This window comes from Novosphingobium sp., from assembly GCF_032093395.1.
Lineage (GTDB): Bacteria > Pseudomonadota > Alphaproteobacteria > Sphingomonadales > Sphingomonadaceae > Novosphingobium.
The window spans coordinates 1-14,728 of record NZ_DAMDBA010000019.1 but is presented as its reverse complement, the minus strand read 5'-3'; the positions used below and the strand labels follow the sequence as shown (position 1 = coordinate 14,728).

At 66.3% G+C, this 14,728-nt stretch carries 4 protein-coding genes; all 4 read right to left on the bottom strand.

Translation table 11 applies throughout. From position 1 onward, the window contains the following. Positions 1-249 (bottom strand): hypothetical protein (locus RT424_RS09115; RefSeq protein WP_313436653.1); only part of this gene is annotated, 249 nt, incomplete at its 3' end. A gap of 39 nt (positions 250-288) precedes the next feature. Continuing rightward, complete coding sequence (locus RT424_RS09110; protein ID WP_313436650.1) at positions 289-11,202, bottom strand: Ig-like domain-containing protein; 10,914 nt, start codon at positions 11,200-11,202, stop codon at positions 289-291. A gap of 703 nt (positions 11,203-11,905) precedes the next feature. Continuing rightward, a complete protein-coding gene (locus tag RT424_RS09105; protein ID WP_313436759.1) occupies positions 11,906-13,873 on the bottom strand; it encodes an OPT family oligopeptide transporter in 1,968 nt (655 codons plus the stop codon). Positions 13,874-14,344: 471 nt separating this feature from the next. Then, entirely contained in the window at positions 14,345-14,509 is a 165-nt protein-coding gene (locus tag RT424_RS09100) for a hypothetical protein (RefSeq protein WP_313436647.1), read from the bottom strand. Positions 14,510-14,728: the final 219 nt, after the last annotated feature.

Below are 14,728 nucleotides of genomic sequence, written 5' to 3'. Positions count from 1 at the left end.
GACGGCAACCGGCGACGGGATCGACGCCGAACCTGGGTTCAGGTCATCGCGTGGCGGCAGTGGCATGACAGGATCGGCTTGCACGGCCCTCTCCGGTGAAGCAGCCGATCCTGCGGCGAGCGGCGGCAGTTCACCGGAAGCAATCACTTCATTCGCGTGGTCCTGTTCCTCTGCGTGACATCGGCTTCCCACAAATCCCAGGACGGCAATTCCCGCCGCCCCGGCGACCCTCCACTCCGTAAACGCCATGCTCCCCTTTCGTAATCAGATCGGTGGCGGCAACTTCGGTCAGACGACGACCATCACCGGGTGATCCACGAAGATGTTGGTCGTGCCCAAAGAGTAGTGATTGTAAGCTTCTCCGTTGATGAGCGTCTGTCCCTGGAAGACCGCGCCCGTCATCGTGACGCTGTCGTTGGCATCGCCGTTGATCGTCAGCTGGTGGCTGCTTTCGGTAGCGCGGATAACGCCCGCTTCCGTCAGGTTTATGCGTCTTCCCGCATCGCCGATGCCCAAGTTGATCACCTCTATATTGCGGATGTTGGTGGCCGTTCCCAAGTCCAGCACTTGTCCGGTGCCGCTGTCGATAAGAAGTGTATCCGTTCCGGTTCCACCATCGATCAACGTATCCGCCGCGTCATAGACCAGGGTATCGTTCCCCGCGCCGCCGTTCAGCGTATCGGCGCCGGCCCCGCCGCGCAGGAAGTCGTTGCCGTTCCCGCCGTTGAGGACATCGGTGCCGGCATGGCCGTAGAGCCGATCGTTGCCCGCAGTTCCGTTCAGCGTATCGTTCCCCGTCCCGCCTTCGATCACATTGGGCGAACCGCTGGCGTTCAGCAGGCTGAGGTCGAGCAGCGTCCCCGTGGACGAGGTGGACGTGCGATCCGTCGTGTCGGTGGCCGTGATGCTGATCGAATTCAGGAGATCCACGCCCAGCGTCGATACGTTCTGCTGGAAATGCACGGTGTTCAGCAATTCGTTGACCGCAAGGTTATCGATCGTGCCGCCGCCGATGGCGGTGATGGTCAATGTCGAGGTCGGCGCGATAATGCCGAGCAGCCCCGCCGTATTGCTGACGGAGATCTGCAGGCCTAGCTCCGCCGCCAGCGCGGTCGATGCGGTCAGGGTATAGGCCCCCAGGCTCAGCGCCAACAGCGGCGCGTAGCGGACCTGCACGCTTCGCAGGTTGTTGTTGGGATCGACGGCCGTCAAAGACTGGGTGTTGAGATCGATCAGGCTAAGAGCCTCGACCCCGATGAGCCCCAGCAGGGACGAACCGCTGGCCTGAACGATCGGCGCCTGTGCCGGGACGGCCGCTATGCTGACCGTCTGCGAGGCGCTGTTGCCGATGTTGCCGGCCGCATCCACCACGCGTGCCACCACGCTGTGGGAACCGACGCCCAGCGTTCCGGCGCCGTAGAACCAAGTCGCACCCGAGGAACCGGCATTTACCCATGCGCCGCCGTCGATCTGCACCTGCACTTGCTCGCCGCTTCCAAGGGCGGTGCTCAACGTGCCGCCGATGGTCGGGGTGGTATCCTGGGTGCTCCAGTCACCCCGCGTTCCGGTGTCGGTAGTGAGCGTGGTGATGGCGATGGTCTGGGCCGGAGCCGCCGCATCGACGGCCAGCCCGTAAGTGTTTGACGATGCGCTGGCATTGCCCGATGCGTCCACCGCCACGGCCGTGAAGCTGTGCGCGCCGTTGGCGATCGCAGCGCCGGGCGTGAAGTTCCAGTTGCCCGATGCGTTGGATGTCGTGCTGCCCAGGAGGACATTGCCGTCGTAGATCAGGACCACGGTGTTGGCCGAGGCCGTTCCGGTGAGTTGCGGAGAGGCGTCGTTCGACAGGCCACCGTTCGGAATGACTCCGGTGTTCTGGGGCACATCGTCCAGGATGCTGGTAATGACAGGCGCAGCCGGACCGGTGATATCCACGGTTATGACGAACCCGGCCGAGGCGGGGCCGGGGTTTCCGGCCGCGTCCGTAGCCACGGCAGTGAATGTATAGGTGCCTTCCGCAAGAGCCGTGGTCGGGCTGAAACTCCAGTTGCCGGTGGCATCCACCTGGGTGGTGCCGATCGCGGTTCCGTTGGCCAGGACGGTCAGGGTAGCCCCCGCCTCGGCGGTTCCGCGCAACAGCGGTACCGTGTCGTTGGTGGTGCCGCCGTTGCCTATGGGGCCCTGCACCGTGCCCACGTCGTCGGTCACGCTCGCGATCACCGGAGCGCCCGGTCCGGTGGTATCGACGCGCACCGTATAGGCCGTGGACGCAGCGCCCTGGTTGCCGGTGGCGTCCGTGGCCCGGACGGTGAAGCTGTGGTTGCCTTCGCCGAGCGCTGTGGCCGGCGTGAAGCTCCAGGCGCCGGTGGCGTCTGCGGTGGTGGTGCCGATCTGCCCGCCGTTGTCGTAGACGGTGATCAGCGCGTTGGCTTCGGCGCTGCCGCTGATCGTGGGCGTGCCGTCGTTGGTGGCGCCGCCACTCGCGACCAGGCCGGTCTGAGGATTGGTATCGTCGTTCGCGGCTGCAATCACCGGGGCCACCGGTGGGGTTGTGTCCACGGTGAAGGCATAAGGCGCAGACGTGCCGCTAAGGTTGCCTGCCGCGTCCCTGGCAGTGGCGGTGAAGCTTTGCGGCCCATCGGCCAGGGGCGAAAGCGGCGTGAACGTCCAATCGCCGGTGCCGCTTGCCACTGCGGTGCCGAGCAGCGCACCGTTGTTGTAGATGGAGACGGTGGAATTCGCTTCCGCCGTGCCGCTCAGGATCGGCAGGGGATCGTCGGTCAGTCCATTGGCCGCAATGGCGCCGGGCACGCCGACATCGTCAGCCGCACCCGTAATGGCCGGTGCGACGGGTGCGGCGATGTCCACCGTCAGGTTGAAGGACGTGGAGGGCCCGCTCTGGTTACCCACCGCATCGGTTGCGGTTGCGGTGGGGACATGGGGGCCCGGATCGAACGGCGTGGTCGGCGTGAAGCTCCACGCGCCCGAGCCATCGGCCGTGGTCGTTCCCAGCAACGTCGTGCCGTCGAAGATCGAGATGGTGGTATTGGGATCGGCCGTGCCGGACAGTGTCGGCTGAGTGTCGTCCGTCTGCGCGTTGAAGGCAAGACCGCCCTGGACCGTGCCGCTGTCGTCCGAGACCAGGGTGATCGCGGGCACCGCGGGCGGCTGCGTGTCGATATTGACGGTGAACGGACTGGACGCAGGCCCCGCCGTACCCGCCGCATTGGTGGCGACAGCGGTGAGGACATGGCCTCCCTGCCCCAGTACGGACGTGGTGATCGTCCATACGCCGTTCGCGTCGCTGACCGCCGAACCGACCGCCGTCGCGCCTTCGTAAAGCGTGACCAGAAGGTTCGCGCCGGCCGTACCGCTGACGGTGGGCTGGGTGTCGTCCGTGGTGCCGCCGTTGACGATGGCGCCGGGGATCGGCCCGAAGTCGTCGACCGCGCCGGTGATCGCCGGGGCGGTCGGCGTGGTCGTGACGATGTTCAGCGTGTAGGGTGCCGAGAGCTGGCTGACGTTGCCGAAGGCGTCGGTTGCGGTGACGGTGAAGCTGTGCACCCCATCACCCAGCGCGGTAGATGGCGTGAAGCTCCACGCTCCGCCCGTCGCCGTCGTGGTGCCGAGCAGGGTCGTACCGTCGTAGATCGAAACGGTCGAACCTGCCTCCGCAACGCCGGACAGGGTGGGCGTATTATCGTCGGTTCCGCCGCCGCTGGCGACACCGCCGACCAGACCGCCTGCATTGTCGTCGGCGTTGGTGATCGCGGGGTTGGCCGGAGCGGTGGTGTCGATCACCGCCGTGGCCGAGAGCGAGGGATTGCCCGCCGCATCGCGCGCGATCACGGTCACCGTGTCCGCATCGGTGAACGGCTGCGCGGGCGTGTAGGTCCAGTTCCCTGCACCGTCCGCCTGCGCCGTGTCGGAGCCGCCGGGGAAGGTGATGACGATGGTGGCGTTCGCTTCCGCCGTGCCGGTCAGGACGGTCCCGTTGCCGGCATCGACCAGCGGGGCCGGCGGCGGCGTGAGGTCCACCGTGAAGGCCACGGCATTGCCGCTGATGCTCTCCACGCCATTCGCCGTAGCGGTGGCGGAGAGGCTGTGCCCGCCCTCGGTGAGCGCAACGGTGGGCGTGATGCTCCAGGAGCCGGTCGCGCTGCTGGTCGTCGTGCCGATGGCGTTGATGCCGTCATAGAGGGTGATGACGACGTTGGCATCGGCCGTTCCGGAAATCTCCGGCAGGGTATCGTCGGTGAAGCTGCCGTTGACGATCGGGGTGGTCACCAGTCCGGCGTCGTCGTCGATCGTGACGATGACCGGGATGCTTGGCGGCGTCGAGTTCGTGCCATAGTCCACCGTGCCGGTTCCGCCGCCGGAGCCGTTGCCCGCGGCATCCGTCGCCGTTGCCGTCAGCGTGGCGCCGTTGTCCGCGCGGGTTGGCAGCGTTATGCTCCACTGACCCAGACTGTTGGCGGTGGTCGTGTAATCGCCTTGACCCGGCACGTTCAGCGTGATCAGGGCGCCGGCTTCGCTGTCGCCCATCACCGTCGTGCCGTCGCTGGTCATGATCGTCGGCGCGTCGGGAGCGTCGGTGTCGATCGTGACCGTGTAGGCCCCGGACAGATCGCTTTCGTTGCCGGCCGCATTGGTGGCGGAAACGGCAATGGTATGCGGACCGTCAGGCAGGTTGGGCGTGTTGAACGACCATGCGCCGGTCGGCCCTGCTATGACCGTATCCACCGCCGTGCCGTCCACGTAGAGCGTGACCAGCACATCTGGAGCGGCCGTGCCGGAGACGAGCGGGCTCGGATCGTTGGTGGCGCCGCCGCTGATCGGGATTGCCGTGCCGCTCTGGTCGTTGGCGACCGTATCGATGGTGGGTGCCGAAGGCGTGCCGGTGAGCACCGTAAAGTCCAGAGCCGCACCGCCGGTGCTGGTGTTTCCGGCCAGATCTGTCGCGGTGACGGTAATGCTGTGCGGGCCGTCGGAGAGCGGGCTGTCGGGCGTTGCCGTCCAGTTCCCGGCCGGGTCCGCCTGCACGGTGGCGATCAGATCGAGGCCGTCATAGACCCTGACCGTTGCATTTGCCTCGGTGACGCCTGCAAACACCGGGAGGGTATCGTCAGTTGTGGAGTTGGACAGAATGGGACCGGGAACGTCACCTTGATCATCCGTCGCAGTGAAGTTCGGGGCGGCGGGAGCAGCCAGATCGACCAGGACGGTCGTGGGCGGGGAGCCGTTTCCGGCAGCGTCGATCGCGGTCACCGCGATCGGCGTCAGGGCCGGATTGCTACCCGGAATGATGTAGCTCCACGCACCAGCCCCATCGACGGGGACCGTCACCGGAGTTCCGCCCAGACCGATTACGATGCTGACCGATCCGTTCGGCTCGGCCGTTCCCGAGAGCGTGCCGGTGCCGTTGGTGGGGTTGACGAACGGCGATGCAGGCGGCGACGCGTCGACGGTGAAGACGAACGGCGGCGACTGCACGCTGCTGTTGCCCGCCGCATTGGCGGCGCTGACGGTGATGCTCTGCGGCCCGTCTCCGCCGGTGGCGAGTTCATAGGACCACGCGCCGGTTGGCGAGGCATTCGCGGTGCCGACGAACACCCCGTTGGCGTAGATCGAGACGACGGCATCCGGATCGGCCGTGCCGACGAGGGTCGGCGTGACATCGTTCGTCAGCCCGCCGCTCGCAAACGGATCGGTGTTACCCGGCGCATCGTCGTTGGCCTGGGTGATCGTCGGCACACCGGGGACGGATGTATCGACGTTGATCGCATAACCGTTCGAGAAGCCGCTGGAATTGCCTGCGGGGTTGGTGGCGATGGCGGTGAAGGTGTGCGGCCCGCCGTCCAGAGCGCCGGTGACGTCGAGGCTCCAGTCGCCGCTGCCGTTCGCCGTGGTCGTGCCCAGCAGGGTGCTGCCGTCGTAGACGCGCACCGTGGCGTTCGCACCGGCCGTGCCGACGATAGTCGGTAGCGCATCGTTGGTGAGGCCGCCCGGCCCGACATTGACCACCGCGCCGACATCGTCGGTAACGCCGGTGATCACGGGCGTGACGGTCGGGCTGACATCCACCGCGATATCATAGGCGGGGGATGCGGGGCCGGGATTGCCGAGCGGGTCCGTGGCGGTCGCGGTGAAGGAATGCGGCGTCGCGGTCAGCGGCGTCGTCAGCGGCAGGGTCCAAGTGCCGTCGCTTCCCGCGACGACAGTACCGACGAGCGCTCCGAAATCATAGATCCGGACGGTAGAACCCGGCTCGGCGGTGCCGACGAGTTCGGGCAAGACATCGTCGGTCGTGCCGCCGTTGGCGACCGTGCCGGTCAGCGAACCTTCGCTATCTATGATCCTGTCGATGCTGGGTGCCTGAGGCGGGGTACGGTCGATGATGATCGTATCCGTGCCCGAGACGTTGCCGGCCGCATCCACGGCAGTGGCGATGACGGTCGCGCCATTGTCGAGCGTAGAGCCGGGCGTGTAAGTCCAGACTCCGGCTCCATCGGCCTGGGTCGTGTCGTCAATCGTGCCGTCGCCATTCAGGTCCAGCCGGATCGTCGCGTTGGCTTCGGCGGTTCCGGTCAGGATTGCCCCTGCGCTCGGCGCGATGACCGGTGCGAGCGGCGCGGTGGTATCGACCGTCAGCGTGAACGCACCCGAAAGCCCGCTGGTATTGCCGATGGCGTCGGTCGCCGTCGCGGTGAAGACATGGGGGCCTTCCGAAAGCGCCAGAGTGGGCGAGAAGGTCCAGCCCCCCACGCCATCCACGGTCGCCAGCCCCGCCGCCACACCGTTGTCGAAGATCGTCACCGTGCTGCCGACAGCGACCGTACCGCTGAGCAGCGGGTGCACGTCATCCGTGGCCGCCCCGCTCCCGAGCGTGGCCAGCGGCCCTACGTCGTCGGTAGCGGACACGATGGCGGGCGGCGGCGGCGGCGTGGTCGAGACCGTAAGCTGGAACGGCGCCGACGCCGCGCTGGGTACGCCGGCGGCGCTGGTGACGCTGGCCGTGAAGTCGTACGTCGCATTGCCGAGCGCGGTCGTAGGCGTGAAGGTCCACACGCCGAACGGATCCGCAGTTGCCGTTCCCGCGAACGCGCCGTTCTGGAGGATCGTGACCACCGCATTCGGATCGGCCGTGCCGGTCAGGACCGGCCGGGTGTCATCCGTGGTCGCGCCGGCGGCGAAACTGCCCTGCACCGAGCCGGTGTCATCGAAGCCCGATGTGAAAACGGGTGTCGTTGGAACCGCGCTGTCCACCGAAAGGAGGAACGGTTCGGACGGCGTGCCTGCGTTGCCCGCCGCATCGGTGGCGAGGAAAACGATACTGTTGCTGCCTTGAGGCAAGGCCCCCGGCGGCGTGAAAGTCCAGGCGCCGGCACCATCGGCACCCGTGGTTCCCAGGAGAGTGCCGTTGCTGAAGACCGAGATGGTGGCATTGGGCTCCGCCGTGCCGGTGAAGGTCGGCTGGGCATCATCCGTGACGCTGCCGGTGACGAGCGGATCGCGTACCGCGCCGACATCGTCCGTGACCGTGCCCAGGATCGGCGCCGCGGGTCCGGCATTGTCGACCACCAGCGTAAAGCTTGCCGGATCGCTCTCGTTGCCGACCGCATCGGTAGCGGTGATTGTGAGCGTATGGCTACCCTGCCCCAATGGCGCCGTGGGGGTCACCGTCCAGGCGCCGGTCTCGTTCGCCTGGGCCGTGCCGATCACGGTGGCGCCTTCGTAAAGGGTGATCACCGCGTTGGGTTCGGAGGTGCCGGTGAAGGTCGGCTGCCCATCGTCGGTCGAACCGCCGTCCACGATCGGATCGCGGATGGCGCCGACGTCGTCAGCGACTGGGCCGAGCGTCGGTATGGGCGGCGCGGCGGCATCCACTACGCCCGTCGCGGCTCCGGACGTGTTTCCGGCGGCATCGGTGGCCGTGGCCGCTATCGGCCCCGTTCCAAGCGGCAGCAGCGGCGTATAGGTCCAGACACCGGAGGCGTCGGCCTGCGTGCTCGCCTCGAACACGCCATCGTTGTTCAGATCGAGATTGACAGTCGCATTGGCCTCCGCCGTGCCGCTGATCGTCACGCCGTTGGAGGGATTGACCACCGGCGCCGGGGGCGGCGCGGTATCGACTATGAGATCGAACGCCGGAGAGGGCTGGCTTTCGTTGCCGATCGCATCGGTGGTCGTGACAGTAAGGCTGTGCGGACCGTCCGACAGAGGCGTTGCAGGTACGAAGGTCCAGGTTCCGAGCGGGTCGGCATTGGTCGTGCCGAGCAGCACGCCGCCATCGTAGACCGAAACGAGGACGTTGGGCTCCGCCACACCCGTCAAGGTGGGCTGCGTATCGTTGGTGGACCCGCCGCTGGCGACGACACCCTGCCCGGGAGCGGCATCGTCCGTCACCAGGCCCAGGACGGGGATCGGCGGCGGCGTGGAATCGATGCTGTCGTCCACCGCGACGGTGGCCGGGGCCGTGGCATTGCCGGCCGCATCGACCGCAACCACGCTGACGGTCGTACCGTCCGGCAAGGGACTTGCGAAAGTGACGCTCCACCCTCCGCTCGCATTGGCTATGGCGGTCTGGTCGGGCGTGCCGTCGCCGTTGGTGTCCACCAGCACGGTCGCACCGGCTTCGGTCGTCCCGGTGAGCGTGATGCCGTCGGTCGGGTTGAGAGTGAGGGTCGTGGGCGGCGCAAGGTCGACGATGACGCCGTAGGTCACCGAGGGTCCACTGACATTGCCGGTTTCATCGGTGGCGGTGACCGCGAACTCATGGGGGCCTTCCGCCAGCGCGGCGGTGGTGAGGGTCCAGTTGCCTGCGGGATCGGCGGTCAGCGTACCGATCAGGGTGGCGCCGTCGTAGATATTGACGGTAGAGCCCGGTTCGGCCGTGCCGTTGATCGTGAGCGTGGCATCGTTGGTCACGCCGCCGCGCGCGACCACCCCCGTCCCGGCTTCCACATCGTCCACGATCTCGGTGATGCCCGGAGCGAGCGGTACGCTGGCGTCCACCGCAACGGTTGCCGGAGGCGAAGCATTGCCGGCGGCGTCGGTCGCCGTCACCGAGATCACGGTGCCGTCGGGCACGGCGCTGCCGGGTATGAAGGTCCAGTTGCCCGAACCGTCGACCTGCGCGAAACCGTCGGGAACACCGTCGCCGGTCGTGTCGATGCCTACCGTCGAACCGACTTCGGCAGTGCCGGAGATCATCGTCCCGTCGGTGGCGCGCACGGTGGGAGCAGCGGGAGCGCTCGTGTCCACCGTGAAGGCAAAGGGCGCGGAGGCAGCGCCGCGATTACCCTGCGCGTCGATCGCCACGAAGGTAACCCTATGGGCACCCTCGCCCAGCGGGGTCGCGGGCGTGAAGGTCCAACTGCCATTCGCGGCGACCGTGGCCGTGCCGATAAGGCTATCGTTATCGAAGACCTCGACGGTCGAGCCCGGCTCGGTGGTACCGCCGAAGGTCGGAGTGGTGTCGTTGGTGGCTCCATCCGGAAGGAGCGGCGAGACCACCGGATCGGAATCGTCGCTTGCGCCCGACACCACGGGGGGGACCGGCGGCGTCGTGTCGATCGCGGTATCGACCGTGGCGTTTCCGGCTCCGGAGACGTTGCCGGCCGCGTCGGTGGCAGTGGCGCCGACTACCGTGCCGTCACTCAGCGGTGTTGGCAGAGTGACGCTCCAGGTGCCGTCTTCCCTCGCCACGGTCGTAGCGTCGGGCGTGCCGTCGCCATTGGTGTCAACGCCGATGGTGGCGCCCGCCTCCGCCGTGCCGGAGATCGTGGTCCCATCGGTAGGATTGAGCACCGGCGCGGAAGGAGCGGCCGTATCGATCGTGAAGGCGTAGGCCGGCGAGGCCGCACCGGGATTGCCCGCTGCGTCGGTAGCCACGAACGTCAGACTGTGCGGCCCCTCGCCCAGCGGCGCGGCAGGGGTAAAGGTCCAGGTTCCATCCGCGCCGACCAGGGCAGTGCCGATCTGCGTCCCGTTATCGAAGATCGTTACGGTGGAACCGGCTTCGGCGGTGCCACCGAATGTCGGCGTGGTGTCGTTGGTGGACCCGCCCTGAGCAAGGCCTTCTGTCACCACCGGCGGTGCCGGAGGGGTGGTGTCGGTCACCACGGTCACGCTGCCCGCGCCGGAAATATTGCCCGCCGCGTCGGTGGCGGTGGCAGTGACCACCGTACCATTGCCCAGTGCCGCCGGAAGAGTGACGCTCCAGGTTCCATCGGCGCCCGCCGTGGTGGTCTGATCGGCCACGCCGTCGCCATTGGTGTCCACGCCGATGGTGGCGCCAGCTTCCGCCGTACCGGAGATGGTGGTCCCGTCGGTCGTATCCAGCACTGGAGCGGCAGGTGCACCGGTATCGATGGTCAGGCCGAAGGGCGCCGACGCCGGTCCCTGGTTTCCGGCGGCATCGGTCGCGGTGAAGGTTAGGCTATGCGCGCCATCGCCCAGCGGCGTCGTGGGCGTGAACGTCCAGGCGCCGTTGGCCCCGGCCGTGGCCGTGCCGATCCGGGTGCCGTTGTCGAACACCGTGATCGTCGCCCCGGCCTCCGCGGTGCCGCTGAAGGTAGGCGTCGCATCGTTGGTCGAACCGCCGGAAACGATCGCTCCCGTTACTGGGACCGCGTCGTCGCTCGCACCGCTTACCACCGGAGCTGTGGGCGCCGTGGTATCGGGTGGTGGAGTGGTGCCGGGATTGCCGCCGCTACCGCCTCCGCCTCCACTCGCCGCCGCCGCCACGCCGCCGCCCACGGCCAGAGCACCCAAACCGATGAGCAGGCCATTGCTGATGCCGCCCCCGGCTGCGGCGCTGGTCGCGGTGGCGGCGGCAGCGGTGTCGAGCGTGGAGAGGTTATAGCTGAGAGGTTCGCTGGAAACGTCTCCGGGCGCAAAGCAGGAAGCCTCGCTCAGGTTCACCAGCCATTCCGACCCGGTGGCCGGATCGTCCAGGGTCAACTGCCCCAGTTCCTCGGGCGAGCAGCCGAAATAGCCTTCCAGCCGGATAGTGGACCCATCGGCAAACTTCAGGATGAGATCATCGCCCTCCCGCACCATCGACGCCACCGTGCTGGGCGGTGCAGCGATGTTGACGTTGGAACCGGCGGGAACCGAAATCCGCGCTTCACCCTCTCGGGCAAGGGAGGTGGTGGTTGCCTTGGTGGCGCGATTGACGATCTCGACCTGCTTGTCCATCTCGTTGCTCCAGCATCGAGCACCGCCGATCGGCGGTACTGCCGTTCGTTGCGCGAGATTGGTCCGGATAACGAACAAGACGGAAAGTCGTCGTCAAGTTAGTCTTATAAACTAACTAAAACCTGCAAGATAAACCGTGATGGATACCCCCACGGCGACAGGATTACGCGCCCCTCCAGCTCATCAATACATCGGCGGCCCAGCCTCGTCGGTTCCTTGACTTAGGATTTATCACCTAATCACGACCTCCAACGCAATTGCCGCTGAAAGTTTCCGATGAAGATGGAACGGTTTACCGCCTGGAATTCACGCTTGACCGATGCCTTGTGAACTTTTCCGACCAGAAAAGTGTTTCGCGATTATCGGACAGATCGCCCGTCAGTAGCCTGTATGCGAAAGCAACAAACTGAATAAAAACGAAAAAGCTTTATTCGTCAGACTCGCTACCTTAGCGCAACGGATTACTTTTACATTCGATCCGGCGGTAAATATTTAGGTCGAAATGGTTTTTGTTTCCGGCACTTACATGCTCCCTGCCTGCGCTTCGAAGCCTGCGCGAGGGGCTTTCAGGCAGAGGCTGGCGAACTCGCGATAACGAAAAGACTCGCGTCCGATAACCGCTCCGCCAAATCGGCACCGCGGCTGTTGGCGGGCTAACGGAAATACCGGGACCGTTCCTGCAAACCACCCCGGCTTTCACCCGTCAGTCTGAGATCACCAACTTGCGCGTCCGGCGATAGAGGCCATGGACGAGGACGAAGAACAGCAAAGTGCCGCCGATCAGGGCCGGTCCCGCGAAGTCCTCGCCGACCACGGCAAGCGGTGTATCGCTGCCCGAAGCGGCGACGATCGCGGCGAACCCCACGCCCCACAGACTTTCTCCCACGATCAGGCCGGTGGCAGTCAATACGCCCATTCGCTCTGCGAATTCGGGATCGCGCTGCTTCGACGCCCAGCGATCGTAGAAGAACCCGAGCACCGATCCGATGACCGTCGGCAGGATGACGCTCATCGGCAGATAGATGCCGATGCCCACGCCCAGCGGCGGCAGGCGCAATCGTCCCATGACGCCAAGGATCTCGTCGAGCACGATGAACGCCGCGCCCGCCACCGCGCCCCAGCCGATCATCGTCCAGTTCAGATTGCCGCCCAGCACGCCCTTCGCCAGGGTGGAAATCAAGGCGGCCTGAGGCGCGGGAAGCGCATTCGGCCCGGCATTGGCCGCGCCGGCGAAACCGAAAGCGGTATTCAGCAGATCGAGCACCGGCGGAATGACCAGCGAGCCGAACACCACGCCGATCACCAGCGCCACCTGCTGCTTCCACGGCGTCGCGCCGATCAATTGGCCGGTCTTGAGATCCTGCAGGTTGTCGTTCGAGATCGTCGCCACGCCGAAGACGATGCCGGTGACGATCAGCGCATAGGCGACCAGCGCTTCGGTCGTTCCGGGCGGCTGGTCGCGGCCGAACAGTCCCACCAACATCAGCGAGGCGGCCACCACCGAGAGGATGCCGATACCGGAGACCGGCGAATTGGAAGCACCGATCAGACCGGCCATATAGCCGCAGACCGCCGCGATCAGCAGTCCGATCACCAGAATGAACAGAAGCGCTCCGGAGATCAGCAGCATTTCCGAGCCCGCCAGAGGGCCGGCGCCAACGACGCTCCACAGCAGGATGGCGATCGGCACCAGCATCGCCAGGGTGCCGATGAACACGATCGAGATGGGCAGATCCTGCTCCTCCACCGCCAGTGCGTGCCCGGATTGCCGCGCACGGCTTGCCGCCATGGCCGAACGGACGCCGCCGATGACCGGCCCGGCAATCCGCAAGAGGGTCCATACCGCCGCCACGCCGATAACGCCTGCGCCGAAAAACCGCACGTTGTCGGAGAACACCGTCAACGCCCAGACCTCAGCTCCGCCGGGCAGCGGGTTCTGGGCCGTAAGCATGGGCAGGAGCATCCACCACCCCACCACCAGCCCAAGGAACATCGCCATGCCGACTGAGATACCCACGAGATGGCCCACACCCATCAAGGCGAATGACAGGCCTCCGGAAATGCCGGTGGCCCCCGGTCCGGCCCGGAACCATGCCGAGGCTTCCGCCACGACGAGACGGGTCTGGGTGAGGATCGCAAAACCGGCCGAGGCCAGCGCGTTCCAGAGCAGAACGGAAAGCCCTTTCGCGCTTTCCTCCGCCCCTTCGCGCGATTGCGAACCGACGCGCAGAACTTCCGCTGCGGCATGACCTTCGGGATAGGGCAGAGGCGTGTCGATCACCAGTGCGCGGCGCAGGGGCACCGAGAACAGCACCCCCAGAATACCGCCGGTGCCGGTGATCGCCGCCGTGGTCCAGTAAGGAAAGCCCTGCCACCAACCGATCATGACCAGACCCGGCAGCACGAAGATGATCGCAGCCAGTGTGCCCGCTGCGCTCGCGACGGTCTGGACGATGTTGTTCTCGAAGATCGTGGAGTCCTTGAACCCGCGCAGGATCGCCATGGAGATCACCGCTGCCGGGATCGAGGTGGCGAAAGTCAGCCCCACCTTCAGGCCAAGATAGACATTGGCGGCAGTGAAAAGCAGCGTGATAACGCCGCCCAGCAGCACCCCGCGCAAGGTTAGCTCGAGCGGCGATCCCGCGCGCGCGCCGCCAGTTTCGTTCGCCATGTATACCGTCCGGTCGATCGTGAAGAGGCCGGTCTCGCTTTGTCCGGCAAGACCTTGCCCCTGGTGGAACACGCCCTGGCCTGCTGCGGCCGGAGCGTTGCGACCGCTGCCATATTGTTGCGCGGGCGTCCAGCGCGAGCCACGCTCATTCCCCGGAACCCGACGTTCTCGAGGTTGCATCGGAACCACATGCCGACACGGGTGTTGAACGGAAACTGCTCCGCAGAGGCAGGCAATGCGAGGGCTCTTTCCCCACCCCCGACCGGGCCCCGCTACTCCATCAAGGCCGCCCCCATCACATGGCGGGCGGCCTTTCCATAGGATTTCCGCGCCGCAGCGCTTGTTGTCGAGGCAAAGCCGCTTTAGAGGCCGCGCCCGGTCCTCGCCTCTAAACACCGATGGACCGGGGGGCGGCGGTGTTATTCACGCGGCCGCCCTCCTTTTACTCTCCAATATTAGATCTGGCCAATATCAGATCCGGGGCGCCCTATCCCCGGAACCGATGCGTTCCCGCAACCGTTCGAGCAGATCGGGCACGACATCGCGCAACTGGATCAGGTCGAGGCGCGATCCCACGCGCGATGCGGCGAGATCGTAGAGCCGCTGGGCATGGTCGATCAGTTCGTCGTCGGTCATCGCAGGCGCATCCTCTTGTTTCGGTGGAGCAACCGTCAAGCTCGGCTCCACCCGAACCACGCCGCTAATGTTCCGCTCCGCTCTCCACAAGCCGCCTGTCCGCGCTATCCCCTTTCGCGAGGTGGTCCGTGAGGGGTGGCGGCGGGATCACGCTTCAGGATCGGATGTCCAGCATCAGATAGCTGTCGTCGAAATTCCCGCGTCGGGCCAGCCTCGTCC